The sequence below is a fragment of the endosymbiont of Ridgeia piscesae genome (assembly GCF_001443665.1).
GTDB lineage: Bacteria > Pseudomonadota > Gammaproteobacteria > Chromatiales > Chromatiaceae > Endoriftia > Endoriftia persephonae.
The window spans coordinates 105,180-131,691 of record NZ_KQ557115.1; the positions used below are offsets into that span (position 1 = coordinate 105,180).

A 26,512-nucleotide genomic window follows, 5' to 3' on the forward strand; every position below is an offset into this window, starting at 1 on the left:
TCTACAGAAAAGCTCGGCGTAAACCGAAACGGCCGGGGTTTTAGTGTGAGGGGTGTCTCGTTTCTTTTGGCCTTTTTCCACGGTGTTGTGCGAGCAGGCGCTGGCTTTGCATCAGGCATAAAAAAGCCCCGGTTGTTGATCATCGACCAGAAGCCATTGTTGCCAAAGTCGGTGGTGCCGGTTGGTCACTGTGTGTCGGCACAGGTGTTGTTGACGCCAGGTCGATGAAGATCTTCCAGGTGCCACCGCCAATACCGCCAACCGGGATGGTGATGCCTCAAAGTTGTAGCCTGCCGCTCCCCGTTGTTGAACGCCGTTATCCGAAGTTGTCAAAAACTTTCGATAAATTACACGCAAATTAAGCGCCAGATGTCTGCATGTGTTGTGTTGTGTTGTGTTGTGTTGTGTTGCTGTAAGTATTCTGTGGGGAGAGAAAAGCTGAACGATCATTGTTCTTGTCGTGAATACAAGGTTGGAACAGGAATTGCCGTGCCATAATTGGCAATTGACCCCTGTTTTTGTGACAGAAGTGGCACGCCAGGCGGCGATGAGCCCGATAAATGGCCTGTAGGTGGCTTTGAGTGGAACTTTAATTCACCTCGCGGAGATTGTGGGGGGGGGTTCGGTGACCCTGTTCACGACGTGGGAGGAAAATCCTTGTGGGAACGTGATTATTTTTTAGGATGGACGGGTTGTAAGCGTTTTTACTTGAAGCTGAAGTGATTAAAGGGGCAGAAAGGATGCTGAAGGAGCGGAATGCCCTGGTTGTATCCGTAGGTGACAGGACGCCGTTTGACGGTTTGGAGCTCTACGGCTGGAACCTGGTTAGAGCCGATAATCTGGATGACCTGCCGAAGCTGGTGCGCAGGCATCACTGCACCGTTGGACTGCTCTACTGCGATCAGTGTGATTGGGGTGAAATCGCCAAGGCTTGGGGGCATGTGGCGCGGGTCTCAGGCTCTGTCTCCTGGATTGCGGTTATCAACCATGATGACATGGAAGATGACGAGTTACGCTCGCTGATCGCGCGCAGCTTTTTTGACTTCTACACCCTGCCGATCAACCCCGAGCGCTTTCATGAGGTGCTTGGCCACGCCCACGGTATGGCCGAATTGCGGCGCGGTATGCGCCACGAGCCGGGCACCGAAGAGATTGATTTCAAGATCATCGGCCGCAGCAAGGCGATCAGCAAACTGTTTGCGCTGATTTACAAGGTTTCCGAGACTGATCTGCCAGTGCTGATCAATGGTGAGAGTGGCACCGGCAAAGAGCTCACCACGCAGGCGATCCATGCCCACTCGGTGCGCGCCAGCGGCCCCTGTATCGAGGTCAACTGCGGCGCAATTCCTCCTTCACTAATCCAGTCGGAGCTGTTTGGCCACGAAAAGGGCGCCTTCACCGGTGCTGCCAAACGCAAGATCGGGCTTATCGAGGCGGCTCACGGTGGCACCCTTTTTCTCGACGAGATCGGCGATCTTCCCCTAGAGATCCAAGCGCATTTGCTGCGTTTCCTGCAGGAACAGACGATTCGGCGGCTTGGCAGCACCAGCAAGATCCATGTCGATGCGCGGGTTGTGGCGGCCACCCATGTGGATCTGGAGAAGGCGGTGGCGGATGGTCGTTTCCGCGAGGATCTCTACTACCGGATCAATGTGTTACCAGTAACTGTGCCTCCCTTGCGTGAGCGGAAGGGCGACGTGGAGGTGCTTGCCAGGCATTTCTTGTCGACGCTCGATAGTGATCTGGTGCGTCACGTGAACGGATTCAGTGAGGCAGCAATCCGGGCGATGAACGATCATCGCTGGCCCGGAAATGTCCGTGAGCTTATCAATCGGGTGCATCGGGCAGCGATTCTTTCTGAAGGGTCGGAGATCTCTGTCTTCGATCTGGGTCTGGGGGATGATGAGTCGCAGGGGCGGCGGATCCACTCCCTAGATGAGGCTCGGGCCCAAGCGGAGAAGCGCGCCATTCGCCAGGCTTTGGCAGAGACTGGTTATACTGTTTCCCATGCTGCCAAGTTGCTGGGGACTTCCCGTCGTACCCTCTATCGTCTGCTGGAGAAGCACCAGATCCCATCGGATCCGTCAGGAATCGATGGCGATAGCGGCCTGTTGAGCTGAACTCCCTATCCCAGAATTTCCAAGCTGGGAGGGTGAAAGCCAACAATGGCTGATCTACTCGACCAGTTTTATTCAGAGGCTCCCTAATCAAAGCCTTTCCATAACTATCCAGTACCCAGCCTGTCGTAGGAGCGGCGCCTTTACCGTGAAACAGCTTTAAATCAAACGTTTGCAATCGCCTCGAGGGCACCGCTCCTACTTTTAGGCCTCTCTTGAGAGAGGGCTGAATAGTCATGCCTTTTCTTGACATATCTCCCTGTGCTTCGATGAGGAGTGTGCCGTAGTTGGCCCAGGATAGGGCGTAGTAGCGGTTTTATGAATACGAATTTGATTCCCTAGCGTGAAACTGGAAAAAATACCTTAGCTGCAGATGTTGCAAGTCATTGAAAGTTAGCCTCCTGCTTTTGATTGGCGCGATGTTTGCTAATGGCAAGTGAGGCTAGAGTAGTAGTGAGGCTGAAGCCAAGGCCTCAAAGGAGATACAAAATGAAAAAAATTATCGTTGGAGCAACACTCTTCTGGGTAGCTGTTTTCTCCGGGGAAACTGTCGCGGTGGATGCGACAGGTACCGCCTCCATCAATGTGTTGCAACCGCTAACAATTTCAACCATTGATCATATGGATTTTGGCGGCAGCGTTATAGCTCCCAGTAGTGGTGTTGGTGATGTCTATAGTGACACTCATGATTTCACTATCTACGGAAACAGTGGCGAAAGCTTTGCTTTTTCTGTTGACCCGAATGCAAATTGTGGCACTCAGACACTGGTGACCCTGTCACTGACGGCAGATGCAGACAATCCGACCGTCTTTAACGAAGCCAACAAAGCCGATGTATTGGTTGGCGGCACTCTTACTGTTCTTGTTGGTGCTCAGGGAGTATACAACTGCACCTTCAGTGTTACGGCCAACTACGAATAGTGAGAGGGAATTGCTTGTCCACCCGGTCTGGTGTCCCGGTCGTCGAACGGGATGGGCTTGTCATGAGTCGTTGTCAAAATGGCTGGTTGATGGCCCTGCTCATCTGTGCCCTGTTCGTCTGGGATTCGGCCTGGTCAGTTGGTGATTTTGGTGTTGATGCGGAGCCAATCCTGCCGCTTACGATCAGCAACACCCAGGATATGGATTTCGGCACCGTGGTTCGTGGTAGCAGTGATACTCTGTTTGAAATCAGCAGAGATGGAGGGGTCGACATCAACTTTGGTGATGGATTCTACCTGTCGGGCGCCCATCCAGGCAGTTTCAGCATTGATGGGGATGAGGGAGAGGTTGTACTGGTCCAGAGTGGTATAGATACAGACGGGTGTGATGGCCCTAACGATGCGGTGAACCTTCAGAGTGTCACTCCCTATCTGCAGCAGGTGACGCTGCCATTGACTCTTGATGTCACGGGCTCAGTACTGGTGAAGCCCTCTGCTGAAGGCAGCTACACCTGCCACTATAGGATCACTGCTGATTATATGTAGATGCCCTAAGTGATGTTGCGGTGCTTTGTGTCACCTGATTACTTTTTTTCGAACTGTTCGCGTATCGTTCTGCTGGGAATGGTTATCCTTCAGCATTTAACTGAATGCTATTGAAAGAGGTGACAGGCATGACCGGTCGTACGGTTCCCCTTTGTATGCTGCTTAATTGGGTTTTACTCACTGCTTTGGTCAGTTTTGTACTGCCTTTGACTGCTTATGCAGGGGCTATGGCTGTTTGACCCTAAGCGGGTGGTGTTCGATGGACGTAAACGCAGTGCGGAACTGCTGGTGATTAACCGGGGGGATCGTGCCGCGACCTATAAGATCTATTTCCAGGAGATGCGGATGACAAACACGGGTCACCTGGATGTAGTCGATGACCCGGCTGAGGCAGAGAAAACCTCCTCCGCGCTGTTGCGCTATTCACCACGGAGGATGACGTTGGAGCCTGGCAAGATGCAGTCGGTGCGACTGTTGCTGCGCAAGCCGCGTGACCTGGAACCGGGTGAATACCGTTCGCATCTGACTATTGAGGAGCTTCCCGATGCCATGGCAGGCACCGACGTGGAGCAGCTTGCTGATAATCGGGGAGGGGTGAAGGTGCGGATGGTGGCGCGCCACTCAATAACCATCCCTGTGATTGCGCGTCACGGCATGCTCGATGCGTCTCTCGAACTGAAGGCGCTCAAATATCTGCCCCCAGACAAGAAAAAGCCACGGTCGCGAATTGCGCTGAACCTGCACCGGCAGGGCACCCGTTCACTCTATGGAAGCATCAATGTCTATCACCAACCGCGGCAGGGGGAGAGGCGTTTGGTCGGTTACATCAAGGGAGTGGCTGTCTATATGCCGTTGCAAAAACGGTCAATCATCGTGCCGTTGCAGGAGATGAGCTCAGAAAGACTGCGGGATGGGGTCTTGAGGGTTGAGTTTACAGAGACTGGCAGACAGGGAGTTAAGGCAGCCGCTGAGTTGACAATTCATTGACCCGCCCGTTTGTTCAATCTCAATACCAGAACCGGGCTCGTAGAGGGGGTGGCGCTGCTTGCCGCCGGTGCTGTTGTGCTTCTGTTTGTCTTCTCTTCGACCCGCACGCCACCCTTGGAGGAGGATGGATTAAGCAGTGACCAGCTGAACATACCATCCAGGCCGGAAACGCCGGCGCCTGTCGACGGTGATGCCCGGATTTTACGCTTGGTGGATGACAAAGGAGTGCTGAGTGATGGCTTGATCGGCTATCTGCATCAGGGGGAGCTCCTGCTGCCGCTTTCCGGAATCAGTTATGCGATGGGCTATCCGATCCAGGTCAGCTCCCGCGCAGGGCGTGCTGAAGGCTGGTTTGGCGAACCGCCACAGCGTTTTGAACTTGACTACAGTCAGGGGCTGGTGTGGGTGGATGGGCGGCGTTTCAGGCTGGAACGGGAGCGGATCGAACTGCATCTGGACGACATCTTTGTGCATCCTAGCCAGCTGCAGCAGTGGTTTTCGCTGCATCTCTCAGTCGATCTAGATGCTGCGCAGGTCAGACTGGTGTCTGATCAGTTACCCGTCAGGCGCCACAGGGAAGCGCTGCTTGAGGGGCCTGTGTCCCGGCCGACGGAGGTTGATGATGGCAAACGACCCCTGTCCGTGAGTTATCCTTTGGGTGATGGGGGCAGCGATGCCCCACTGGCTGGAGAGGCCGATAATCTACCGCCTGGGCGCTCTCTGCCTGCGCCGGTGCTACCCTCGGCAGCTCCAAGCCCTGCGGCGGTGGAGGCAAATGTGCCGATAGACTCACCCAAGCCAGGGCCGGCCGGGCGTCAATTTGCCTACTTGCCGGATGTCTTTGCAGATCATCAGTTCACCCATCGCCGAGATGTCAGCCGCATTACGGATCAGCCAGGCAGGAGGCGGGAGCCTGACCTTCCTGCCAAACAGGGGCCGTCTGCTGGTGTGGGCGACGGACATCCTGCCCGGCGAGCGGATGTTGGCGCTGCGGGTTCAGCCCAGAAAGTGAGTGGAGAGCCGGCTCTGACTCGGGGCCATCCGCCTCAGGAGCTGAACAGCGCTGCGATGGTTGTGCCTGATGCGGAGGTCTCACTCGAGCCAACAAGTCGCCCTGCTGAGGATGAACTGATCCTGCAGCTGGTTGTGGGGCGAACCGTGTTGAGTGATGGCTTGCTTGGCTATCTCGTGCCGTCAGGTGTGCTGCTGCCCCTCTCCGACTTCTTCTACGCGGTAGAGTTTCCCATCCAGGTTACCGCAGCCGAAGGACATGCCTCTGGCTGGTTTATTGATGAGCGCCACCAGTTTGATTTGGACTATGCGCGGGGCGAGGTGCGGGTGGATGGAAGAGTCCACAAACTCAACCGTAATCTGGTGGAGTTGCACCAACATGAGATCTATGTGCATAGCAGTTTGCTGCAGCAGTGGCTGCCGCTGCGACTTTCAGTGGATCTGGCCTCCCTGCGGTTAAAACTGGAGCCTGATGAAGCGTTGCCCTTCCAGCAACGTGCGCAGCGGCAGATGCGTCGGCAGATGCTGGGGCGGAAGTGGGAGGCTGGCGATGAGTTGCAACTGCCCTATCTGCCGGATGTGTTTGAAGCCGTGGAGGTGCCGTTGATCGATCTCTCCGGTTCGTTGGCGCATCGCGGGGTAAAGGGGCAGCCCGCCAGCAATGCGGCTCAATTTAATATGTTGGCAACCGGAGATCTGCTGTGGATGAATGGCAAACTCTATGTCTCAGGCAATGAGAGCGATGCCATATCGAATGTGCGTCTGACACTTTCGCGGAAGGACCCTGAGGGTAGGGTGTTTGGCGAGCATCTGGGAGTGACTAGTGTGGCGCTGGGAGATGTCTACTCGCCCTCTATGGCGTTAGTGTCCGGCAGTGGCTCAGGGCGCGGCCTGACGCTGTCGAGTATGCCGCTCAACCATCCAACCGAGTTCAGCAAGACTCACCTTACCGGGGAACTGCTTCAGGGCTGGGAGGTTGAACTCTATCGTAACGGCGAACTGCTCGATTCCCAGATTTCACGGTCTGATGGTCGTTATGAGTTTCTCGACGTGCCTCTGCTACCCGGCAACAATCACATGAAACTGGTCTTTTACGGCCCTCAGGGACAGCGCCGGGAGGAGGTACGTCGGGTGCTCGTGGGAGCGGGGCAGGTAAGCCCCGGGGAGCAGCAGTTTCAGGTTGGAATCAACCAGAAGGATGAGGGGGTTGTTGAGCTTGATGAGCGCAAGGATAGTGGAGACAGTGCTCGGGGCGCCTATCAGCTGGCCCTGGAGTATGAGCGAGGGATTAGCAATAACCTGACCCTTGGTAGTTCCTTCACAGCCCTGCCGATGGCGGATGGAGAGCGCAGGTACTACCTGGGAGTGAATGCCCGTGGCAGTTTACTGGGGGCCTTCTCACGGGTGGATCTGGTGCATGATCTGATGGCTGGGGGGGTAGCCCTGGGCCTCGATCTGCAGACACAGCAGGATCTCTTCAGCCTGACGCTTTCCCATGATCAGTTTTTCAACTTTACCAGTCGGAAGACCGGGGTTATGGAGGGCGATGATCCGCTGCTATCGAATACTGATTTTCGTCTCGATGGAGATATCGATGCCTTCAATCTGCGTTACGCACTCACCTTTGGCTGGGACCGTTTTCGTTCTGGCAACAGTGAAATCCACGTGGGCAACCGGTTGTCTCTCTTCTGGGCTGACACGGCGTTTACGAACACTTTGGACTACTATTATTCTGGCCAGCAAACTGGCCACAGTAGCGGCCTGAACGGGGCCCTGCGGGCGAGCGGTCGTTACAATGATTTTCGTCTGCGTGGGACGCTTGATTATGCGTTGCTGATGCCTGGAGTCTCGCTCGATCAGCTGAGCGGGACCCTCGATTGGCGAGTGGGGGATGGCTACTCTCTACGGGCCGATCTCTCCTACAATTTTGGCACCTCCGTGATCAGTCTGGGTGGGAGCCTGAACCGCAAATTCAAATACTTTGCCCTCTCCCTGAGTTCAAGCTACTCCTCTGACGAGAAACTCAACGTCGGGCTGACCTGGAGCCTCTCTCTGGGGCGGGAGCCACGCCATGGAAGCTGGTTTATCTGGCCTGAAAAAAGAGCTAGTTATGGCGCTGTGTCGGCATCGGTGTTTATCGACAGAAACATGAATGGGGTGTTTGATCAGGGGGAAACCCCACTCGTCGGCACCCGCTTTCGTCGAGGCAGCGTGCCTGATGATGCGCTCAGCGCTGAGTATGGAGTGCTTCTGCTGACCGGCCTTGCCCCGCACCGGCCAACTCAGGTGATGCCGATCCTCGGCAGTGTTGAAGACCCCTCCCTGATGCCCGTCTACAAAGGCGTGGTGCTGTTTCCCAGGCCAGGACACGCAACGCGGGTTGATTTCCCGTTTACTCCAACCGGTGAGATTGATGGAAGTGTGTTACTGATTGATGGGGGGAGCACTAAAGAGCTGTCTAACGTTGATATCGAATTGCTGAACAGAGAGGGCAAGGTGGTCGCGGTTGAGCGTACAGCCTATGACGGATTTTATCTCTTTAGCGGCGTCTTTCCGGGGGATTATCGGGTGCGGGTCTCACCGGAACAGGCGCGCCAGCTGTCGTTCGAGGCCTCTCGGGAGGTCAAGCTGACGATTGCCCCTGATGGTGATGTGATCAGCGGTATTGATTTCAAGCTGCGCCTGACGGCATCTCACTGATTTTAAGGAAATCCTCTGTTTGAGGAGTGAGCTTCGTGCATTGACTGCTCAGGCCTTGCATTGCTGCCAGGTCAGATCTGAGTCCGACAGGCTGTCAATCGAGATACTCTGCATCAATGCTGATCCGGGTTCTGACCGGCTTGCCAAAGCGCGGTGGCAATCGCAGATCGGCACCGATAAAGACCTCTGCGCGACCATTGGGAGCCAATACGATGGGGCCTTCCGGATAGCAGCGAAAGTTTTCCAAGACGGCTTCGTTTCTGCTATCCGACGATCTGCTATGGGGGAGCAGAAGACGTATCTTTGCATTTGGTTCCCCTTCAATCAGCAGGTGGGCCGGTCTGTGGAAGCCGCTTGCCTCGGCAGAGCTTCCCCCAAAATGCCGGTGGCCTGTCTGTGGTTCAATCGAGATGATGGTTTCTCTGTTGCTCTGGGTGATGATCCGGCCGAAAGAGAGAGGCTCTATTTCCCGGATAACCAGCGCTGCACGGCGGTTGCCATCATCGCCGGCTGCGATGGTGTTCGTGCTAAAAGCAGAGACTGTGAGAATGCACAGCAGCAACTCGATGAACGGTTGCCGGTGACAAAAGGTGCCGCCTCTGTTGCGGGCGGAGTCAGAGGGGCTGATCGCCATCGCAAGGCTCCTGTTGCCTGAATTGCGCGTTTACCAGGGAAATTTTGGGATGATGGAGAGAGTATGGCAATAACTACGATATGGTTTTTCTACCGTCTGTGATGCTGTTCGAACTATCGGTTTGCTGTGATTGGAGTTAAGAGGTTGAGGGCAGTCGACCACGCTGTTCGATATACTCCCACATCCAGACACCTGAAGCCCCAGTGGGCCGCAACCATGTCACAACGCATCGAACAACTGAAATCCTGGCTGAATGGCCTCCCCGATCTGGGCGACTACCGTTTCGAGCCGGCCTCCGACGATGCCAGCTTCCGTCGCTATTTCCGCATCACAAACAGCCACGGCAGCTTTATCGCGATGGATGCGCCGCCTGCCCAGGAAGACACTGCCCCCTTCATCCAAGTCGCCGAGGCGTTTGAGACGATCGGCCTGAACGTGCCACACATCCATGCGCGGGACATCGAAAACGGCTATCTGTTGCTGAGTGATCTAGGCAATCGGCTCTATCTCGATGAACTGGACGAAACTAGTGTCGAGCGCCTCTACGGCGATGCCCTTGGCGCGCTGATGACGATCCAGGCCTGTGGCCCACGGGAGGGGCTTCCGCCCTATGATGAGGCGCTGCTGCAGCGAGAGATGGAGCTGTTCCGCGACTGGCTGCTTGGGCGACAGCTTGGGCTGACACTCAGCACAGAAGAGCAGTCGATGCTCGACGAGAGCTTCGCCCTGCTGGCACAGAGTGCGCTGGAGCAATCTCAGGTCTGTGTGCATCGCGACTTTCACTCGCGCAACTTGATGTTCACCGAGCGCCACAACCCCGGGGTCATCGACTTTCAGGACGCAGTGGTCGGCCCGGTCACCTACGATCTGGTCTCGCTGCTGCGCGACTGCTACATCGAGTGGCCGAAATCGCGGGTGCGGGCTTGGGCGCTGGGCTACTACGAGCTGGCGGTGCAGTCGGGGGTGTTGAGCGATGAGCACGAGGACCGCTTCCTGCGCTGGTTCGATCTGATGGGGGTACAGCGCCACCTGAAAGCGGCCGGGATCTTCGCCCGCCTCAACCGACGCGACGGCAAGCCGGGCTATCTGAAGGATATCCCCCGCACCCTGGGTTATATCGTCTCGGTGGCGGAGGATTACCCTGAGCTGTCGGCACTTGCGTTGTTGATTGATGAGCGAGTTTTGCCTGCGCTGAAGGCTTAGCAGGCTTGGGGGCGCGTCAGGCTTCGCCGAGTGCCCCCTTTCCCACCCCCTCATAGGCGCGCACCAGAAAGTGTTCTGAGGGGTGTTCCGCTTTGAGGGTCTCGGCGATGTGCTGCGCTAAATTCTCTACGGTGGAGTCGGTGTCGATCAGGTAGCAGCAACTGGCCGGGAGTTGCAGCTTGAATGGCCCCTGCGCGGCTTGGTAGGCGATCTGTAGATAGCGCACCCCATCTTCGACGTTCTCGCCCTGAATGTAGCTGCGGCTACAGATGAAGATATCGCGCCAGCGTGCGGCCCACTCCCGCTCCAGTGTCGCGTCGCGCTGGCCGTTGCGCAGAATCTGGATCGGCGAGCGGTGGCCGTGGGCGATGCGCTGGCAGTTGCCGGCGTGCTGTTGCAGGCCGTGGCTGTATTGGTAGCAGGCGCCGTCGCAGGGTTCAGGGTAGAGGTGGATGCCGAGCCGCTTTACATTGGTGGGCATCAGCGGTGTCAGAGTCGCCTCGATGGCCTGGGTGACCGCCTCGCTGTCGATCCGCGGCGCATCGATCAGGCAGATGGCATCGGTTGGTGAGCGGTGGTGGATGAAGCGGCCATTGTCCAGCGTAAATCGCAGCTCCAGCATTTCGCCCTGCTGGGTCAACTTGAGCCCGGGATTGGCGTTGGGCACTAATAGTTTGTGGTCGAAGTGCTGGTCCAGGCTCTGCTTGACTTGGCGTTTGACCTCGGCGAAGTCGAGTACCATGCCCTGGGCGTCGAGTCCGCCCTCCAACTCTATATCGACCAGCCAGCTCTCGCCGAGCAGGCCACGATGCGGGTCCAGGTAGGAGAAGTCGATAACAGTCAGGCGGTTGACGAAGAGTCGGGTCATGGATTTTGAACGGTTCGCTGCTGATTAACGCTGGATAGGGGCGATCTGCCAGATCTGCTGCGCATACTCCTGGATGGTGCGGTCGCTGGAGAAGTAGCCCATCTGCGCGGTGTTGAGTATCGCCATCTGGTTCCAGATCTCTGGCTGGCGGTAGATGGCATCGGCCCGATCGCTGCACTCAAGGTAGGCCTGGAAGTCGGCCATCACCATAAAGTGATCGCGATCTAGCAGGCTCTCCACCAGTGGTTTGTAGCGCTCCGGCTCTTCAGGGGAGAAGAAGCCGTTGCCGATCATCTCTACCACCCGCCGCAGCAGCGGCTCGGACTCGAAGTGGTAGCGTGGATGGTAACCCTGCTGGCAGCGCTGTTTCACTTGGTCAGTGGTGAGGCCGAAGATGAAGATATTCTCTGCTCCCACCTGGTCGCGGATCTCCACATTGGCGCCGTCCAGGGTGCCCATGGTGAGTGAGCCGTTGAGCGCTAGCTTCATGTTGCCGGTGCCGGAGGCCTCCATGCCGGCGGTGGAGATCTGCTGCGACAGCTCCGCTGCGGGGATGATGTCGGCCGCGGTGGTGACATCGTAGTTGGGGATGAACAGCACCTTCAGCCGTTTGTTAACTGCTTGGTCGTTGTCGATGACGTCGGCCACATCGTTGATCAGGCGGATGATCAGCTTCGCCATGAAGTAGCCGGGGGCCGCCTTGCCGCCGAAGATGTAGGTGCGTGGCACCACCTCGGCGTCGGGGGCGTCGAGCAGGCGATTGTAGTGGGCGATCACCCGCATCAGGTTGAGCAGTTGGCGCTTGTATTCGTGGATTCGCTTCACCTGTACATCGAACAGGGTGTGGGGGTCGATCTGTTGCCCCAGGTGGAACTTGACCAGCCCTGCAAGGCGCTGTTTGTTGACCAGTTTGGCTGCGGCGAATCGCTCCTGAAAGCTGCTGTCGTCGGCCAGCGGGATCAGCGCCTCGAGCTGGTTCAGGTCACGCACCCAGGCGTCGCCGATCGCCTCGCAGATCAGCGCCGAGAGGGGGCGGTTGGCCTGATAGAGCCAACGGCGCGGGGTGATGCCGTTGGTGATGTTGATGATCTTGTCAGGATAGAACTCATCGAAGTCGTGGAAGGTCGATGACTTCAGCAGTCCGGAGTGGAGTGCCGAGACGCCATTGACCTTGTGGCTGCCGATGATCGCCAGATGGGCCATGCGTACCCGCCGGCCATCCTGCTCATCGATCACAGAGAGCCGCCGCTGCCGCTCAGTGTCGCCAGGGTGGAGGTTGGCCACCATCAGCAGAAAGCGGCGGTTGATCTCATAGATCAGCTGCAGATGGCGTGGCAGTAGCCGCCCGAGCAGCTCCACCGGCCAGCTCTCCAGGGCCTCTGGCAGCAGGGTGTGGTTGGTGTAGGAGAAGATCTTGGTGGTGATCTCCCAGGCCAGCTGCCACTCCAAATGGTACTTGTCGATCAGCACCCGCATCAGCTCCGGGATAGCGATGGCAGGGTGGGTGTCGTTGAGCTGGATGGCGACCCGCTCCGGCAGCTCGTGGATGTCGTTGTGGTCGGAGAAGAAGCGGCGCAGGATATCCTTGAGTGAGGCGCAGACGAAGAAGTACTGCTGCTTGAGGCGCAGCTCGCGATTCTGGCTGCTGCTGTCGTCGGGGTAGAGCACCTTGGAGATGTTCTCCGAGAGGGTCTTCTCCTCCACTGCGCTGCTGTATTCGCCCATGTTGAAGCAGCTCAGGTCGAATGCCTGATGCGCCTTGGCGCTCCACAGCCGCAGGTTGTTGACGGTGTCGTTCTTGTAGCCGGGGATCGGCGTATCGTAGGCCTGGGCGAGCACGAGATCACCCTCGATCCAGTCGAACTGACGCCGGCCGTTCGGCCCCTGATACTCCAGTACCCGACCGCCAAAGCGCACCTTGTAGGCCACCTCTGGGCGCGGGAACTCCCATGGGTTGCCGTGCGCTAGCCAGTTCTCCGGGTGCTCGACCTGTTGGCCGTTTTCGATGCGCTGGCGGAACATGCCGTACTCGAAGCGGATGCCGTAGCCGATGCCGGGCAGGTCGAGGGTCGCCATTGAGTCGAGAAAGCAGGCCGCCAGCCGCCCCAGGCCGCCGTTGCCCAGCGCGGCATCGTGCTCCAGGTTGCGCAGTCGCTCCAGTTCGATGCCTAGCCGGTGCAGGGCGCTGCTGCAGGCGTCGTGGATATCCATGTTGAGCAGGCTGTTGGTCAGGCTGCGACCGATCAGGAACTCCATCGACAGGTAGTAGACCCGCTTGGCGTCGTGTCGGTAGTAGCTGCGCTGGGTCTCCATCCAGCGTTCGATCAGCCGGTCTCGCACCACATGGCAGAAGGCCATCATCCAGTCGTGGTCGGTGGCGGTGAAGGGATCCTTGCCGATGGTGTAGACCAGATGGTTGGAGACCGAGCGCTGGATCGCCTTCGGCTTGGAGGCGAGAAAGTCGAATTTGAAGCGGTTGCTGCTACTCATGGGCATTCCTGTTGCTGATCGTCCCCAGTATGGCAGTGGCGCGACAGCAGGGGTAGTCGCAGCAGTAGTGGCAACAGCAGCGGATAGACCAGTAGGCCGATCGCGTCGGCTCCCAGGTCGAGCAGCGAGAAGTGGCGGTCGGGCAGAAAGTGCTGGATTAGCTCGATCAGCAGACCGTAGCCGAGCAGCGGCAGCCACTTGCGCCGGTCCCAGCGTGAGTGCGGGAAACTGAAGTCGCTCAGCAGGGCCAGGCAGAGAAACGCACTGCTGTGCTCCAGCTTGTCCCAGACACTGGAGACCATCGGGTAGTCGATGCTGGTGGTGGCCAGATGGGTGATCGCCAGCAGCGCCAGAACAAGAGCCGCCCGGAAGCCGAGGGTGAGTGGCGTGATTGGTCCTCTCCCCGGCTGACCAGTCTCAGTTCTGCTCACGGGCCACCGCACGATAGCCGATGTCGTTGCGCAGATAGACCCCTTCCCAGCTGATGCTGCGTGCGAGCTGGTAGGCCCGTGCTTGGGCCGCGGCGACGCTCTCGCCCAGGGCGGTGGCGCAGAGCACCCGGCCGCCGGCGGTGACCACCTGGCCATCCTGCTCTGCGGTGCCGGCGTGGAACACCTTTTCGCCATCGCACTCGCCTTCAGGTAGACCGGAGATTACCCTGCCCTTGGCGTAATCGCCGGGGTAGCCACCGGCGGCGAGCACCACGCCGAGAGCGGCGCGTGGATCCCACTCGGTGGTCTCACTATCGAGCTGGCCGTCGATGGCGGCGAGGCAGTGGGCCACCAGGTCGGAGCGCATCCGCAGCATGATCGGCTGGGTCTCCGGGTCGCCGAAGCGGCAGTTGTATTCGATCACCTTGGGGGTGCCGTCGGCCATGATCATCAGCCCGGCGTAGAGGAAGCCGGTGTAGGGCAGCCCCTCTGCAGCCATGCCCTTGATGGTGGGCAGGATCACCTCATCCATGATGCGCTGGTGGATCGCCTCGCTGACCACCGGTGCCGGCGAGTAGGCCCCCATGCCGCCGGTGTTGAGACCAGTGTCGCCGTCGCCGGCGCGCTTGTGGTCCTGGCTGGTGGCCATCGGCAGCACATGTTCGCCGTCAGCGATGACGATGAAGCTCGCCTCCTCGCCGTCGAGGAACTCCTCGATCACCACCCGGTGACCCGCCTCGCCGAAAGCGTTGCCGGCGAGCATATCCTGCACCGCTGCCTCGGCGGTCTGCAGATCCATCGCGACGATGACGCCCTTGCCGGCGGCCAGACCGTCGGCCTTGATCACGATCGGCGCACCCTGCTGCTGCAGATAGGCGAGTGCCGGCTCGATCTCGGTGAAGGTTTTATAGTCGGCGCTGGGGATCTGGTGGCGGGCGAGGAAGTCCTTGGTGAAGGCTTTGGAGCCCTCCAGTTGGGCCGCGTCCTGGGTCGGGCCGAAGCACTTCAGGCCGGCTGCAGTGAAAGCGTCCACCAGGCCGATCACCAGTGGCACTTCGGGGCCGACGATGGTCAGGCCGATCGCGTTGGTTTTGGCGAAGCCGACCAGCGCATCGATGTCCTCGACGCCGATCGCTACGTTCTCCAGCTTCGGTTCCAGTGCGGTGCCGGCATTGCCGGGGGCGACGAAGACTTTGTCGGCCAAAGGAGACTGGGCCGCCTTCCAGGCGAGGGCGTGTTCTCGGCCGCCGGAGCCGATGACGAGTATCTTCATGGTGTTCTACTTCAGGCGTTATGGAAACTGGCGCAATGATACAGTTTCATGAGACGGGTTTGTATCGTTGCGGAGTGAGGGGCGGCATGAAAAAGGCCCCGCAGGGCCGTGTTGATCGGGGCGACGGGTCTGCGCGTTACAGGCCCACCAGCTGGGCGTGCAGTCCGCGGTGTTCGACCTTGTGCAGCAGGTCGCTGGCGTGGATGTTAGCAGGATCGTAGTCGACCAGTATGAGATGACGGGCCTTCTCGTTGACGCAGGCCGAGACCACCCCGTCGACACTGGACAGTTCACGTTCGATGGCGTTGATGCTGGCGTCGTCTAGCTCTTCGACGATATGGATCATTACATCAGTACAGGTGTTTGGCATGGTAGCACCACCCTAGGGTTGACTTGAGATCAGTAGATCGACTCAGTGAGGGTCATGTAGAAGAGATAGACCAGGCTGGCGCGAAGGTAAAGCAGAAAAGCCCTGTAAGGTGTGGTGGTGCGGCTACTTGTGTGTGGTGACACCACGTTCGCTGGCTTCGAAGAAGGCGATGATGCGCTGCGCCTCGCTGCCCTGGGGCTCACCGCGCAGCTGTTCCAGAGCCTGGGAGATGTTGAGGTCTGAGTGGTAGAGGGCCTTGTAGGTCTGTTTGATCGATTTGCGGGCCGTTGCATCGAAGCCGCTACGGCGCAGCCCCACTGCGTTGAGCCCCAGGATGCGCGCTGGGTTGCCGTCGCAGGTGGTGAAGGGGGGGACGTCTTTAACCACCTTGGCGCAGCCGGCGATCATGACGTTGTCGCCGATGCGGCAGAATTGATGGATTCCCGCTAGGCCAGAGATGAAGGCCTTGTTGCTGACGGATGCATGGCCGGCAAAGGCGGTGTAAGAGCCGACTACGTTGTGGTCGCCAAAACGGCAGTCGTGGCCGACGTGGCAGTTAGACATGAAGTAGTTGCCGCTGCCGATGATGGTGCCGTCCTCGCTCTTCACGCCGCGACTGAAGTTGACGCCCTCTCTGAAGTGGTTGTTGTCGCCGATCAGCAACGGGCGGCTCTTCTCCGGAGTGAAGCTGAGATCCAAAGGTTCGCAACCCAGCATGGCGCCGCTGTAAACGCGGTTGTTTCTGCCCAGGGTCGTGCCGCTGAAGATGCGCACCCCGTTCTCGATCACGCAGCCCTCGCCGATGAAGACGCCGCTCTCGATGATGGAGAAGGGGCCGACGCTGACTGATGGGTGCAGCTCGGCACCGTCCTCGATGATGGCGGTGGGATGGATCTTATTCATGGAAACAGCGTCTCATCACAAAGAGCACAAAGAACACTAGGGCGTTAGCCATTATTTCTTCGTGTGCTTTGTGTTCTTCGTGGTAAAGCCGATCAGTGACGAAAGTGCCGCATGCCGGTGAAGACCATCGCCATGCCGTGTTCGTTGGCGGCGGCGATCACCTCTTCGTCGCGCATCGAACCACCAGGCTGGATCACTGCGGCGATGCCCGCTTCGGCGGCGCTGTCGATGCCGTCGCGGAAGGGGAAGAAGGCGTCGCTGGCCATCACCGACCCCTCCACCTCCAGACCGGCGTGTTCGGCCTTGATGCCGGCGATGCGGGCCGAGTTGATGCGGCTCATCTGGCCGGCGCCAACGCCGATGGTCATGCCGTCGCGGCCGTAGACGATGGCGTTGGACTTGACGAACTTGGCGACCCGCCAGGTGAAGAGTAGGTCGCGCATCTCGGCCTCGCTGGGTTGCCGCTCAGTGACCACCTGGATCTGTTCGGTCAGCTGCAGATCGGCATCCTGCACCAGCAGACCGCCGTTGACACGTTTGAACTCCAGCCGGTGTAGCAACTCAGAGGACCACTCGCCGCACTCCAACAGCCGTAGGTTCTTCTTCGCGGTGACCGCCTCGATGGCGGCGGCGGAGAGCTTGGGGGCGATGATCACCTCGACGAACTGGCGCTCGACGATGGCCTGGGCGGTCTCGCCGTCGAGCTCGCCGTTGAAGGCGATGATGCCGCCGAAGGCCGACTCCGGGTCGGTGCTGTAGGCGCGGTTGTAGGCGTCGAGCAGATTGTCGCCGAGGGCGACGCCGCAGGGGTTGGCGTGTTTGACGATGACGCAGGCCGGGCCCTCGTCGAAGTTCTTCACGCACTCCAGCGCCGCATCGGTGTCGGCGATGTTGTTGTAGGAGAGCTCTTTGCCCTGGATCTGGCGGGCAGTGGCGACACTCGCCTCGTCGATCTGGTGTTCGACGAAGAAGGCGGCCTTTTGGTGCGGGTTCTCGCCATAGCGCATGGTCTGCACCTGCTTGAACTGCATCGAGAAGGTGCGTGGGAAGTCGCTCACCTCGTCACCCACTCGGGCACCCAGGTAGTTGGCGATGGCGGCGTCGTAGCGGGCGGTGTGTTCGAAGGTCTTGACTGCCAGGTCGAAACGGGTGGCTGGACTGACCTCGCCGTTGCGGGCGCTCATCTCGTCGAGCACCCGGCCGTAGTCGTCAGCATCCACCACCACGGCGACGTCGGTGTGGTTCTTGACCGCGGCGCGCAGCATGGTGGGGCCGCCGATGTCGATGTTTTCGATGGCGGTGGGCAGATCGCAGTCGGGGTTGGCGACGGTCTGTTCAAAGGGGTAGAGGTTGACCACGATCAGGTCGATGGGGCCGATGCCGTTCTCTTTCATGACGCTGTCATCGGTGCCGCGCCGGCCGAGGATGCCACCGTGGATCTTTGGGTGCAGGGTCTTCACCCGGCCGTCCATCATCTCCGGGAAGCCGGTGTACTCGGAGACCTCGATCACCGGGATCACGTTTTCGGTAAGTAGGCGGGCGGTACCACCGGTGGAGAGGATCTCGACGCCCTTATCGGCCAAGGCGCGGGCGAAGTCGACGATGCCGGTTTTGTCAGAGACGCTGATCAGGGCGCGGGTGATTGCAGACATGGTTGCTCTATCCGTTTGTTTATCAATTGGTTTCTAGTTGGGGTCACTGCTTCGGTCGCGTCTCATCCTGGCGGGCAGGGTGCTGCTGGGGGAGGCGCAATCGGAGTGGCCGTTGTTATGCTCGGTGGATGGGGTTCAGTCCAGTCCGTACTGGGCGAGCTTTTTGCGCAGGGTGCTGCGGCTGATGCCGAGTACCGCGGCGGCACGAGTTTGGTTGCCGCCGGTATAGTCCATCACGCTCTCCAGCAGCGGTGACTCCACTTCGTTCATCACCAGCCGGTAGAGATTGCTCATACCATGGCCGTCGATGTGCTCGAAGTAGCGCTGCATTGCGTTGTGGACGCACTGTCGCAAAGGCTCTGATTTTTTCCTCGGAGTGGCGCTAAGATCCCCCTCGCCACTCTTGCTGTATAGTCCTGCCTCAATGTTCATGCCGCTATTTCCCCCAGTTGCATTTGCATCGAAAAAAACCGACCTATGAGTTGTAGTTGTGCTGCGATCGTGTCGGTCTGATTGATCTCCCTTCTGAAGCCTGCGCCACCCGGGTGGGTCTTGCTGTACCACGCAATGTGTTTGCGTGCGATGCGTACGCCCTGGTGTTCTCCGTAGAATGCGTAGAGGCTTTGCAGGTGTTCCATCAGTACTGCTTGTGTCCACTTCAGCGATGGACTTGGCAGTTTTTCCCCTGTCTTCAGGTAGTGATCGATCTCGCGGAAGATCCAGGGCCTGCCCTGGGCTGCCCGGCCGATCATCACTCCGTCCGCTCTTGTCTCTCTTATAACTTCAGCCGCCTTTTCCGGGGAGTCGATATCGCCGTTGGCGATGATCGGGATAGCGACAGCCTCTTTTATCTGGCGAATCGTCTCGTATTCGGCCTCTCCCGCGAAACGGCATTCACGGGTGCGGCCATGCACCGCCAGCGCTTGGATGCCGCTGTTCTCGGCGATGCGTGCAATCTCTACCCCATTACGGTTGCTGGTATCCCAGCCGGTGCGGATCTTCAGGGTGACAGGAATATCCACCGCGTCGACCACCGCTTGAAGAATCTTTTCCACCAGCGCGCTGTCCCGTAGCAGTGCTGATCCTGCCGCGACCTTGCAGACCTTCTTGGCCGGGCATCCCATATTGATATCGATGATCTGGGCGCCATGCGCCACATTGAGGCGCGCCGCCTCCGCCATCATGGTCGGATCCGAGCCGACGATCTGTATCGAAATCGGGCCGCTCTCCCCCTCATGGTCGAGCCGCTTCATGGTCTTGCGGTTGCCCCACAGCGCGGAGTTTGCCGAGACCATCTCGGAAACCGCCATGCCGGCTCCCAATCGCCGGCAGAGTTGCCGAAACGGGTGGTCGGTCACGCCAGCCATCGGCGCCAGGATCAGGTTGTTCTCCAGCTTGTAGGGGCCGATCTGCATGAGTCCCATCACCTGGCTGCGCGTGGCTTTTATTGAGGGAAAGACTGGGAATCTTACCCTCAATCAGGTCATGAAGTAAAACCTGTTTTGCCGCTGTGGGGTGGAATTTACATGGATATCAGTGGGTTAGAGGGTTTGCGTGCCGGAATTCTATTTCCATAAACAGATTAGAGGAATTCAAACTTGAAGCCAATCACGTCGCTACCCGGGTCGACCAGTTCCATCTGGATACGGATCGGCAGTCCGGCTGGCATCAGGTTATCGGTGGAGAGGCTTAGCGGCAGGTATTCGGCAGGCAGGAAAGTGCGTCGGGCGACCGCCTTGCCCGCTTCATTGAAGAGGCTCAACTGTAGCTTGGGGAAGGGTTGCTCGAAGCTTGCCTGGTTGACCATGTCGAGCTGCAGATAGAGGGCGTCGTCATGTTCTGGGTGGATGCGTAGGTCGCGCTCGACCACCACGATACGCTTTGGGTCGCGCCGTTGAGGAAGAGTACAGTTGAACTGGTTGCAGGCTTGCTGCAGCAGATCGCGCCCCAGCGGATGGGCGGCGATCTGGTCACGGAACTGCCAGGTCAGTTGCCCGCCTAGAACGATTAGCAGAAGCAGTGCGCCGAAGCCCCACAGGCGGCTCTGCTTGGCGTAGCCGGGCTCAATGAAGATCCCTCCCAGATCGAAGGAGTCCTCATCCAGTGTGTGGGCTGGTGGCTTCTCCTTGTCTGCCGAGGAGGGCTGGCTTTGTTCCCCAGGCGGGGTGGACGGAGGCTCTTCGTCGCTCGGCTGTGGCTGATCCTTCGCTGGGATCAGGGCGACATCTTCTTCAGCCTCAGCGAGCAGGGCGGTGGTTTTGCTCTCAATCTCCTGGCTGGGGTTGCTGTCGATGTCCAGGTCATAGTCGTTGAGGTTGACCCTGTCGATGCTCAGCTCATCCTCTTGCTCTTCCTTGATATCATCGAGGGGGACGCCCGCTGCGCCCTTCTCTGGAAGTGAGAAGTCGATGCTGTCGAGGATCACCGAATCGCTGTCGAGCAGCATGTAGGAGCTGGTCTGCTCGTTGCCCTCGGCATCGGCATCAAACAGCTCATCAGTCTCGCTGGTTTCAGCCTCGAGCGTGGTTTTCTCATCGGCCAGGGCCTGACCGGATGTGTCAGGGGGGCGCTGTTCCTCTGCATGCAGCCCAGGCAGCGACTGCAGATTCTGCAGTGCATTGAATATCTCCTCACACTCGCAACAACGAGCAAGGCCGTTGGCGGCCTTGAGTTGATCCAGGCTGATTCTGAACAGGGTGTGGCAGTTGGGGCAGCGGGTAAACATCAAAAGCGTGGGGGCGTGGAAACAGTTGGACTAACGTTAGACGGAAGTGGTGAGTCAGGCAATAGGCAGGTGTAGATCGGTGCGGCGGTTTAAAACTCTTTGTCGAGCACCAGACGGAACATGCTGACACCTTCGCCAAAACGATAGCCCAGGCCGATACGCGGTAGTCCAGAGAAACCGCTCTTGCCGCCGTTGGAGAGGTCTACACTAAGGCCTGTCTCCCACAGAGCGGTGATCTCCTGCTTCTCTTGCTGCAGTGAAGTGAACTCTGAGCCGTTGATGTAGAGCTGGTTGAGACCGTAGATGTTGAGGTCGGCGTTCCAGCCAAAGATGTTGCTCTGTTTGGGGAGATGGATGTCGAGCTGGGTTTCGAACGAGAGAAATCGGTCGGACTGACTGTTGTCGTCCAGGGCGTAGCCGGAATAGCGCACCCGGTTGCCGAGCAGCAGGTCGTGATTGCCCCAGTCAAAGGCGTAGCGGCTCTCCATGCCAGTGGAGTAGATCCAGGCAACCTGCTTGCCGTCGCGGGCCTTGCCGGTGCCGATGTCGACAAAGGGTGTCAGTATCCACTGCTCCGATGCGGGCAAGTGTAGGTGCAGCCCGGGCAGGCGGCCAACCGTCTCGACTTGGTCGGGCAGGTTGGGTAGAGAGATGTCGTCGAATTTGAAATCGTAGAGGCCGATGGTGGACGGCTTGGTGACCTCGAGTTCCCAGCCCGTTTTGTCGCCCAGCCGCATCGAGGCGTTGAGCGGGATCCTGAACGCGCCGGTGGTGCGATCGCTGGAGCCGATCGGCGGTGCGGGGGTGAAATGGGGACTTTCGTGCAGATCAAGTTGGGGTGTCGCAGCAGCAGGCAGCGCGGCCACCAGCAGCAATACTGCCGTGAGTATCCGGTGCGCTGCGTGGCGCTGATTTGGGAGCATTGGTTGCCGTCTGTTCCCTTTCGTGGGGGTCCCTTGATGATCACATCCTGCTGCAGTGGATGAATAGTGCATCTGAAGCACCGCTGTTGTCTCCCCTAAAATCGTGTGGTGTGACGTTGTTCCGCCTGCATTGGGATGGCAAGCTTTAGCCTCTATCGGCAGCCAAGCTGATTACTTGAATCATAGTGTGCAAAACTCATCAGGATGATAACGCGATTCCCAGGATTGAAGTTTGGCATTGTTGCACTGCCCGTGGTGTTGCTGACGCTGGGCCTGGCGGCTGCGAGCTTGCCGCTCTGGCTTGAGCCACAAAAGGACCGGTTGGCCGCACTGATTTCAGATGCCTTGGGGCGTAAGCTGGAGCTGCGCGGAGAGCTGCGCCTCAAATCGCTCTTTCCACCGACCCTGCAGGCACGGCAGGTGGTGTTGATGAACCCCGCCTGGGCCTCTCGTGCGGAGATGATCAGCGCCCGCGAGCTGCAGCTCAGCCTCTCCCCTATGGCGCTGCTGGCGGGGCGCATTGAGGTTGCTGAGGGGCGTCTGCTAGGGGCCGATCTGCGGCTCGAACGTGCTACAGATAACGCCAACAACTGGCAGTTTGAGGCGTCTGGTGGGAGCTCAAGCGGTGCTTCGTTGCCGGAGATCCCCCGGATTCAGATCGACGACTCACTCCTGTCTTATCTGGAAGATGGCATTTTGCATCGACTAGAGCTCACATCGGTCAGCGGTCGGCTCGAGGCGGCGGGCCATTTCGAGCTGCTTGGCGATGTGCGCTACCGCTCGATCCCGATGAACGGACGTTATGTTATCGATTTTCCAGCCCATGAGCCGACCAACTACTCATTCAGTTTTGCCGGTGAGGGGCTGCGGTTGGCGGGTTATACCGAGGCGGAGCGCTTGCTGTGGCTGCTTGAGGCGTGGCAGAGCCCCATGTGGGAGCGTTTGAGCGGCCTCAGCCTGGCTGCTGATGCACGGGTTGAAGTTGCGGGTGAACTGCGCGCTAGCGATCAAGGGATGGCGCTGCAGCAGATCTTTGGTCGTGCGGTCAATGTTGCCGGCGTCAACAGACTGTTGCTGACCCAGGGTAGTGCCCGGATCGCCGAGCAGAGCCTGACCATCGATCTGCAGGGAGAGGCCGATGCTCAGCCCGTCTCACTGCATGCCACCCTCGGAGAGAGAGGGAAGGGTGAAAAGCGGCCACTCACTATCGTGTTGAGCTCAGAAAAAAATAGCCTGAAGGCAGATGGTGCTCTGCATGAGACAAGACCGCGGTTGACTGAATTGTCGCTGCTGTGGAAGGGGGAGCGGTTCGAATCACTGGTGCCTTCACGAAGCCCGTCAGTTCCCATCGGGGCCTACCGGCTTGCTGCAAAGCTGCAGATTACGCAGGATCAGTGGCGGTTGCAGCAGATCGAGGGACGGATCGGGAAAACCCGCTTCGGCGGTGATCTGCAGCTGGAAACACGCCAGGGGAGGCGGACACTGACAGGTGAGCTGGGCTTCAAGCGACTCAACCTGCGCCCGCTGCTGAGCGGGGCTAGCAGGCAATCAGACGATGCAGAAGAGATGTTGCACCTGCCGCTTGCGCTCGACCTGGCTGTGCGTGCCGAATCTTTGCAGCTGCCTGCAGCTGAGTTGCGTGCGGTGCAGGCGCGTCTCACTCTCTCCGACGAACAGGTTGCCCTTGAAGATGTCGCCTTCCGATGGCGCAAGCAGAGGTTTACCGGCCAGGGCCGGCAGCAGCTGAGTGGCGGTGAATGGGATCTGCAGCTGGCAGGCTCGCAACTGTCTCTTGCAACCCTGTTGCCCAAATCCGGCCTTAAGGGGAAGCTCGCTGGCATGTCGCTCGAACTGTCGGCTAAAGGTGTGAGCCGAGAGGCAGTGGCGAAAAGCGGGCGAGTGCAACTGCGCCTGCAAGGTGGGGTGGTCGAAGTCGCCGGTTTTGGTAAACAACAGCCCTTACGCTGGGAGCTGAAACAGACCCAGCTGAAAGGGGCGCCGGGAAAGCCACTGCGGTTTGCCGCCTCGGGGCAGGTCGATGGGGAAAGCCTGAAACTGAAGGCTGTCGGGCCGCAGCTCGCTCAGCTGCTCGAATCGACTGGGCCGCTGCGGTTTGCATTCGATGCGAGCTATCCCAAAGGGGGGGCGAGCCTGAAGTTCGATTTGGCGGCTAGTGATTGGCGTTTGCAGGGGCCGCTGCAGATCGAGGCCAAGGGGCGTGCTCTGCCCGCCTGGGCGAGTCGGCAAATCGGCCTGGGCAAAGGCTGGCCGCACCGGCTCAGGATGAGTCTGCTGCTGCAGAAGCGGGGGCTACGACTGCAGCCGTTTTCGCTCACCCTGGGGCGCAACCAGATCGGCGGTAGGCTCGAGCTTCGTCGGGGCGGTAGCCGACCAGCCTTGAGCGGCTCGCTGACATCGGAGCGACTCGATCTCAGGCAGCTGTTTGCCGCCCAGTCGGGCCTGCGGGGAAAAAAGTCGCAGCGGCTGGCCGAGCGTCGCATCCGGCTCGAGTGGGTCTCCGCAGCGGATCTGGAGCTGGATCTCGACTTCAAGAGTCTTCGCTATGGCAAGAGTCGCCTCGGCAAGGGGCAGCTGCGGCTGCAGACCAAAGGAGCGCGATTGCGCTTGGTGCCGATCGAGCTGGCATTCAGCGGCGGCGGTACGCTACGGGCTAAGCTCTATGCTGATCCGCGTGGGCCGCAGAAAAAGTTCAAGCTGTTGGCCCACGCTAAGACATTGGATTATGGGCAGTTGCTGCGCCACCTCGATCTGAGCCGGGACCTGGATGGCAAGAGCGACATCACCCTTGATCTCGATGCGGGTGCACGCACCTGGGGGGGGCTGCTGCAGAGCCTGAGCGGGGATCTTGTGATAGTTGGCGGCAAGGCGAAGCTGCGCAACCAGGAGCTACCCTACAAGCTGCAGGATCTGGTCACCACTCTGCTGTCCCAGCTGCAGGATGAGAAGCAGCACGACACCCATCTGAATTGTCTGGTGAGCCGCTGGTACCTCAAGCAGGGGGTGGCGCGCAGTCTGGGACTGCTGGTTGATACCCAGGAGCTGACCATCGCCGGCAGTGGCAAGATCGACTTCAGGCGGGATCGTATCGACATGATCCTCGATCCGCGGCCCAAGCAACTGACCCTGATCTCCTTCGCTAATCCGGTGGCGGTGAGCGGATCGCTGCATGATCCGCAGATCAACCCGACCAAGCTGAGTGTTTTGAAAGCGATCGCCGGCGTGGCACTGGGGATCTCCAATCCCGCGCTGTTGCTGTTGCTGGTGGCGTTTGGCGATGTTGGGGTTGGGGATGAGAATCCCTGCCTCAGCGCCTATCAGAAGCTGGAGCGGCGCGTTGGCGTGGATGAAGAGAGCAATGAGTTGCTGGAGGGGGTGCAGGCCGAGCTGGGGAGTCAGATGGATCGGGTTGGCGGAGCGATCTGGCGGGTATTGAGTCCAGTGGATGAGGCGCTGAGTGGCGAGTCACCAAGGCAGCAGGGTGAGGCTGGCCTGAGGGCCGGCGAGAGTATTCTTGACTATGACAACTAGCCCCGTGCCTGGGGATTTATGCACTCAACCCGGTTACGGCCGTTCGATTTCGCCAGATAGAGCGCCTGATCCGCGTTTTCCAGCAGGGCCTTGGCGATGCTCTCCAGATCGGGCTGTAGATCGGGTGGTGGTGGCAGGCTCTGCGCGGCGCCGATCGAGACCCTGATCGGGATCGTCTGGCCGCTCTCCAACCGCACTGGTTCGCGCTCCACACGCTGGCGAATCCGCTCCGCTAGCCGCAGTGCCTCTTCCAGCGTGGTGTGGGGCAGCAGTAGGGTGAACTCCTCGCCGCCGTAGCGGATCGCCAGGTCACTCGCCCTCAGCTGTTCTCGCAGGCGCCGGGCCAGCTCCTGCAGTACCTGATCCCCCGCCGAATGGCCGTGTTGGTCATTGATCTGTTTGAAGTGGTCGGCATCGACAAATAGGCAGCTGAGCGGCTGGTGATAGCGGTGCGAGCGGGAGATCTCCTGGGGCAGGCGTCGGTCGAGATATCGGCGGTTGTACAGTTCGGTGAGCGGGTCGGTAAAACCGCTCAGCAGCAGACGCTCGCGATTGGCGGCGTTTTCCAGACAGACACCACTGACTGTGGCGAGGTGTTCGATGAAGTCGCTGGCATGGTGGCGGGTGAAGCGGTCGTGGCGCCGGCTGCCCATGCAGATCCAGCCGATAATCTTGCCGCGGCGGGGGATCGGAAGCAGTGCGATACTCTGCAGCTGTTGTGGGTTGTCGAACAGACCGGCGTGTTCAGGTACCAGGAAGGGGCCGAGCCAGACTCGTTGCAGGCTGGCGAGATGGGGGTGTGCCTGTTGCAGATCATCGACCAGACGCACTGCGGGGAAGCTCTCTGCCGGGATGCCGTTGTTGTTGAGCAGGTCGCGCAGATGGTGTTTCCGATCCTCTAGCAGCAGGCAGATCGACGCCAGCTCCATGGAGCGTCGCATGCCATCTGTCAGATGCTGCAGCAGTTCCGCCAGGGAGCCGGCAGAGAGCAGTTCCAGCTCTCGCTGATGGAAGCGATTCAGGGTCGTCTCATTGCGCCGCGCCTCGTTGCTCAGCTCCTTGAGTCGTTGTTTGAGATGGCGGTTTTCCCGTTCCATATCCCGCATGTCGGCGCGTCGCCCTTTCTATGACTGGGCGTGTTAGCGGCGCTTCTGTTTGATACTTGAAGAGTGGCGACTACTATCTGATTGGTCATCAGGGATTGGATAAC

The 26,512-nt window shown here is 59.2% G+C and carries 20 protein-coding genes; 7 read left to right on the forward strand and 13 right to left on the reverse strand.

All coding sequences use genetic code 11. The annotated features are described in order from the left end of the window. Window positions 1-740 precede the first annotated feature (740 nt). The 5 genes from Ga0074115_RS00535 (at window position 741) to Ga0074115_RS00555 (ending at window position 8,281) form a co-directional block, all read left to right on the forward strand. Window positions 741-2,120, forward strand: coding sequence for a sigma-54 dependent transcriptional regulator (locus Ga0074115_RS00535; protein ID WP_057955452.1), 1,380 nt, complete (start codon window positions 741-743; stop codon window positions 2,118-2,120). Window positions 2,121-2,606: 486 nt separating this feature from the next. Beyond that, window positions 2,607-3,038 carry a DUF4402 domain-containing protein gene (locus tag Ga0074115_RS00540; protein ID WP_057955453.1) on the forward strand — a complete coding sequence of 144 codons (432 nt, stop codon included), beginning with the start codon at window positions 2,607-2,609 and terminating at the stop codon, window positions 3,036-3,038. A gap of 62 nt (window positions 3,039-3,100) precedes the next feature. Continuing rightward, the gene (locus Ga0074115_RS00545) at window positions 3,101-3,583 is read left to right on the forward strand and encodes a DUF4402 domain-containing protein (protein ID WP_057955454.1); all 483 of its coding nucleotides are present in this window, start codon (window positions 3,101-3,103) and stop codon (window positions 3,581-3,583) included. 216 nt (window positions 3,584-3,799) lie between these two features. Further along, entirely contained in the window at window positions 3,800-4,570 is a 771-nt protein-coding gene (locus Ga0074115_RS00550; RefSeq protein WP_057955455.1) for a fimbrial biogenesis chaperone, read from the forward strand. Window positions 4,571-4,579: 9 nt separating this feature from the next. Further along, window positions 4,580-8,281, forward strand: coding sequence for a carboxypeptidase-like regulatory domain-containing protein (locus Ga0074115_RS00555; protein ID WP_232432830.1), 3,702 nt, complete (start codon window positions 4,580-4,582; stop codon window positions 8,279-8,281). Between the two features lie 94 nt (window positions 8,282-8,375). Here the strand turns inward: Ga0074115_RS00555 and Ga0074115_RS00560 are convergent, their stop codons facing one another. Continuing rightward, complete coding sequence (locus Ga0074115_RS00560) at window positions 8,376-8,915, reverse strand: DUF4402 domain-containing protein (RefSeq protein ID WP_057955457.1); 540 nt, start codon at window positions 8,913-8,915, stop codon at window positions 8,376-8,378. A 216-nt stretch (window positions 8,916-9,131) separates the two neighbouring features. On the opposite strand from Ga0074115_RS00560, the gene Ga0074115_RS00565 reads away from it, so the two are divergent. Beyond that, a complete protein-coding gene (locus Ga0074115_RS00565; RefSeq protein ID WP_057955458.1) occupies window positions 9,132-10,118 on the forward strand; it encodes an aminoglycoside phosphotransferase family protein in 987 nt (328 codons plus the stop codon). Window positions 10,119-10,134: 16 nt separating this feature from the next. Here the strand turns inward: Ga0074115_RS00565 and Ga0074115_RS00570 are convergent, their stop codons facing one another. The 11 genes from Ga0074115_RS00570 to Ga0074115_RS00620 form a co-directional block, all read right to left on the reverse strand. Further along, window positions 10,135-10,986, reverse strand: a complete 852-nt coding sequence (locus Ga0074115_RS00570; protein WP_057955459.1) for a 6-carboxytetrahydropterin synthase — start codon at window positions 10,984-10,986, stop codon at window positions 10,135-10,137. A 24-nt stretch (window positions 10,987-11,010) separates the two neighbouring features. Next, entirely contained in the window at window positions 11,011-13,476 is a 2,466-nt protein-coding gene (locus tag Ga0074115_RS00575) for a glycogen/starch/alpha-glucan phosphorylase (RefSeq protein WP_057955460.1), read from the reverse strand. Continuing rightward, window positions 13,473-13,907, reverse strand: coding sequence for a VanZ family protein (locus tag Ga0074115_RS00580; RefSeq protein WP_232432831.1), 435 nt, complete (start codon window positions 13,905-13,907; stop codon window positions 13,473-13,475). The genes Ga0074115_RS00575 and Ga0074115_RS00580 overlap by 4 nt, the downstream gene beginning before the upstream one ends. After that, entirely contained in the window at window positions 13,894-15,180 is a 1,287-nt protein-coding gene (gene purD / locus Ga0074115_RS00585; protein ID WP_057955462.1) for a phosphoribosylamine--glycine ligase, read from the reverse strand. Before purD ends, Ga0074115_RS00580 begins: the two co-directional genes overlap by 14 nt. A 136-nt stretch (window positions 15,181-15,316) precedes the next feature. Further along, a complete protein-coding gene (locus Ga0074115_RS00590; RefSeq protein WP_057955463.1) occupies window positions 15,317-15,550 on the reverse strand; it encodes a heavy metal-associated domain-containing protein in 234 nt (77 codons plus the stop codon). Between the two features lie 123 nt (window positions 15,551-15,673). Beyond that, window positions 15,674-16,453 (reverse strand): acyl-ACP--UDP-N-acetylglucosamine O-acyltransferase, encoded by a 780-nt coding sequence (gene lpxA / locus Ga0074115_RS00595; RefSeq protein ID WP_060528098.1) that lies wholly within the window; start codon window positions 16,451-16,453, stop codon window positions 15,674-15,676. Window positions 16,454-16,545: 92 nt separating this feature from the next. Further along, window positions 16,546-18,105, reverse strand: coding sequence for a bifunctional phosphoribosylaminoimidazolecarboxamide formyltransferase/IMP cyclohydrolase (gene purH, locus Ga0074115_RS00600; RefSeq protein WP_060528099.1), 1,560 nt, complete (start codon window positions 18,103-18,105; stop codon window positions 16,546-16,548). A gap of 135 nt (window positions 18,106-18,240) precedes the next feature. After that, window positions 18,241-18,537: a DNA-binding transcriptional regulator Fis gene (gene fis, locus Ga0074115_RS00605; RefSeq protein WP_082626742.1), complete on the reverse strand. Its 297-nt coding sequence runs from the start codon at window positions 18,535-18,537 to the stop codon at window positions 18,241-18,243. Beyond that, window positions 18,534-19,529, reverse strand: a complete 996-nt coding sequence (dusB, locus tag Ga0074115_RS00610) for a tRNA dihydrouridine synthase DusB (protein WP_060528100.1) — start codon at window positions 19,527-19,529, stop codon at window positions 18,534-18,536. The genes fis and dusB overlap by 4 nt, the downstream gene beginning before the upstream one ends. A gap of 158 nt (window positions 19,530-19,687) precedes the next feature. Beyond that, window positions 19,688-20,830, reverse strand: coding sequence for a zinc-ribbon and DUF3426 domain-containing protein (locus Ga0074115_RS00615; protein WP_057955467.1), 1,143 nt, complete (start codon window positions 20,828-20,830; stop codon window positions 19,688-19,690). 89 nt (window positions 20,831-20,919) lie between these two features. Further along, window positions 20,920-21,753 (reverse strand): AsmA family protein, encoded by an 834-nt coding sequence (locus tag Ga0074115_RS00620; RefSeq protein WP_232432832.1) that lies wholly within the window; start codon window positions 21,751-21,753, stop codon window positions 20,920-20,922. A gap of 204 nt (window positions 21,754-21,957) precedes the next feature. Between Ga0074115_RS00620 and Ga0074115_RS00625 the strand changes: the two genes are divergently transcribed. Next, window positions 21,958-25,302 carry an AsmA family protein gene (locus tag Ga0074115_RS00625; RefSeq protein WP_057955468.1) on the forward strand — a complete coding sequence of 1,115 codons (3,345 nt, stop codon included), beginning with the start codon at window positions 21,958-21,960 and terminating at the stop codon, window positions 25,300-25,302. Here Ga0074115_RS00625 and Ga0074115_RS00630 read toward each other — a convergent pair. Continuing rightward, a complete protein-coding gene (locus Ga0074115_RS00630) occupies window positions 25,299-26,399 on the reverse strand; it encodes a GGDEF domain-containing protein (protein WP_232432833.1) in 1,101 nt (366 codons plus the stop codon). The genes Ga0074115_RS00625 and Ga0074115_RS00630 overlap by 4 nt on opposite strands. Window positions 26,400-26,512: the final 113 nt, after the last annotated feature.

Coding starts and splice junctions, on each gene's coding strand:
- Ga0074115_RS00535 (WP_057955452.1), top strand. CDS start 741: ATGCTGAAGGAGCGGAATGCCCTGGTTGTATCCGTAGGTGACAGGACG.
- Ga0074115_RS00540 (WP_057955453.1), top strand. CDS start 2,607: ATGAAAAAAATTATCGTTGGAGCAACACTCTTCTGGGTAGCTGTTTTC.
- Ga0074115_RS00545 (WP_057955454.1), top strand. CDS start 3,101: ATGAGTCGTTGTCAAAATGGCTGGTTGATGGCCCTGCTCATCTGTGCC.
- Ga0074115_RS00550 (WP_057955455.1), top strand. CDS start 3,800: ATGCAGGGGCTATGGCTGTTTGACCCTAAGCGGGTGGTGTTCGATGGA.
- Ga0074115_RS00560 (WP_057955457.1), bottom strand. CDS start 8,915: ATGGCGATCAGCCCCTCTGACTCCGCCCGCAACAGAGGCGGCACCTTT.
- Ga0074115_RS00565 (WP_057955458.1), top strand. CDS start 9,132: ATGTCACAACGCATCGAACAACTGAAATCCTGGCTGAATGGCCTCCCC.
- Ga0074115_RS00570 (WP_057955459.1), bottom strand. CDS start 10,986: ATGACCCGACTCTTCGTCAACCGCCTGACTGTTATCGACTTCTCCTAC.
- Ga0074115_RS00575 (WP_057955460.1), bottom strand. CDS start 13,476: ATGAGTAGCAGCAACCGCTTCAAATTCGACTTTCTCGCCTCCAAGCCG.
- purD (WP_057955462.1), bottom strand. CDS start 15,180: ATGAAGATACTCGTCATCGGCTCCGGCGGCCGAGAACACGCCCTCGCC.
- Ga0074115_RS00590 (WP_057955463.1), bottom strand. CDS start 15,550: ATGCCAAACACCTGTACTGATGTAATGATCCATATCGTCGAAGAGCTA.
- lpxA (WP_060528098.1), bottom strand. CDS start 16,453: ATGAATAAGATCCATCCCACCGCCATCATCGAGGACGGTGCCGAGCTG.
- purH (WP_060528099.1), bottom strand. CDS start 18,105: ATGTCTGCAATCACCCGCGCCCTGATCAGCGTCTCTGACAAAACCGGC.
- fis (WP_082626742.1), bottom strand. CDS start 18,537: ATGAACATTGAGGCAGGACTATACAGCAAGAGTGGCGAGGGGGATCTT.
- dusB (WP_060528100.1), bottom strand. CDS start 19,529: ATGGGACTCATGCAGATCGGCCCCTACAAGCTGGAGAACAACCTGATC.
- Ga0074115_RS00615 (WP_057955467.1), bottom strand. CDS start 20,830: ATGTTTACCCGCTGCCCCAACTGCCACACCCTGTTCAGAATCAGCCTG.
- Ga0074115_RS00620 (WP_232432832.1), bottom strand. CDS start 21,753: ATGCTCCCAAATCAGCGCCACGCAGCGCACCGGATACTCACGGCAGTA.
- Ga0074115_RS00625 (WP_057955468.1), top strand. CDS start 21,958: ATGATAACGCGATTCCCAGGATTGAAGTTTGGCATTGTTGCACTGCCC.
- Ga0074115_RS00630 (WP_232432833.1), bottom strand. CDS start 26,399: ATGGAACGGGAAAACCGCCATCTCAAACAACGACTCAAGGAGCTGAGC.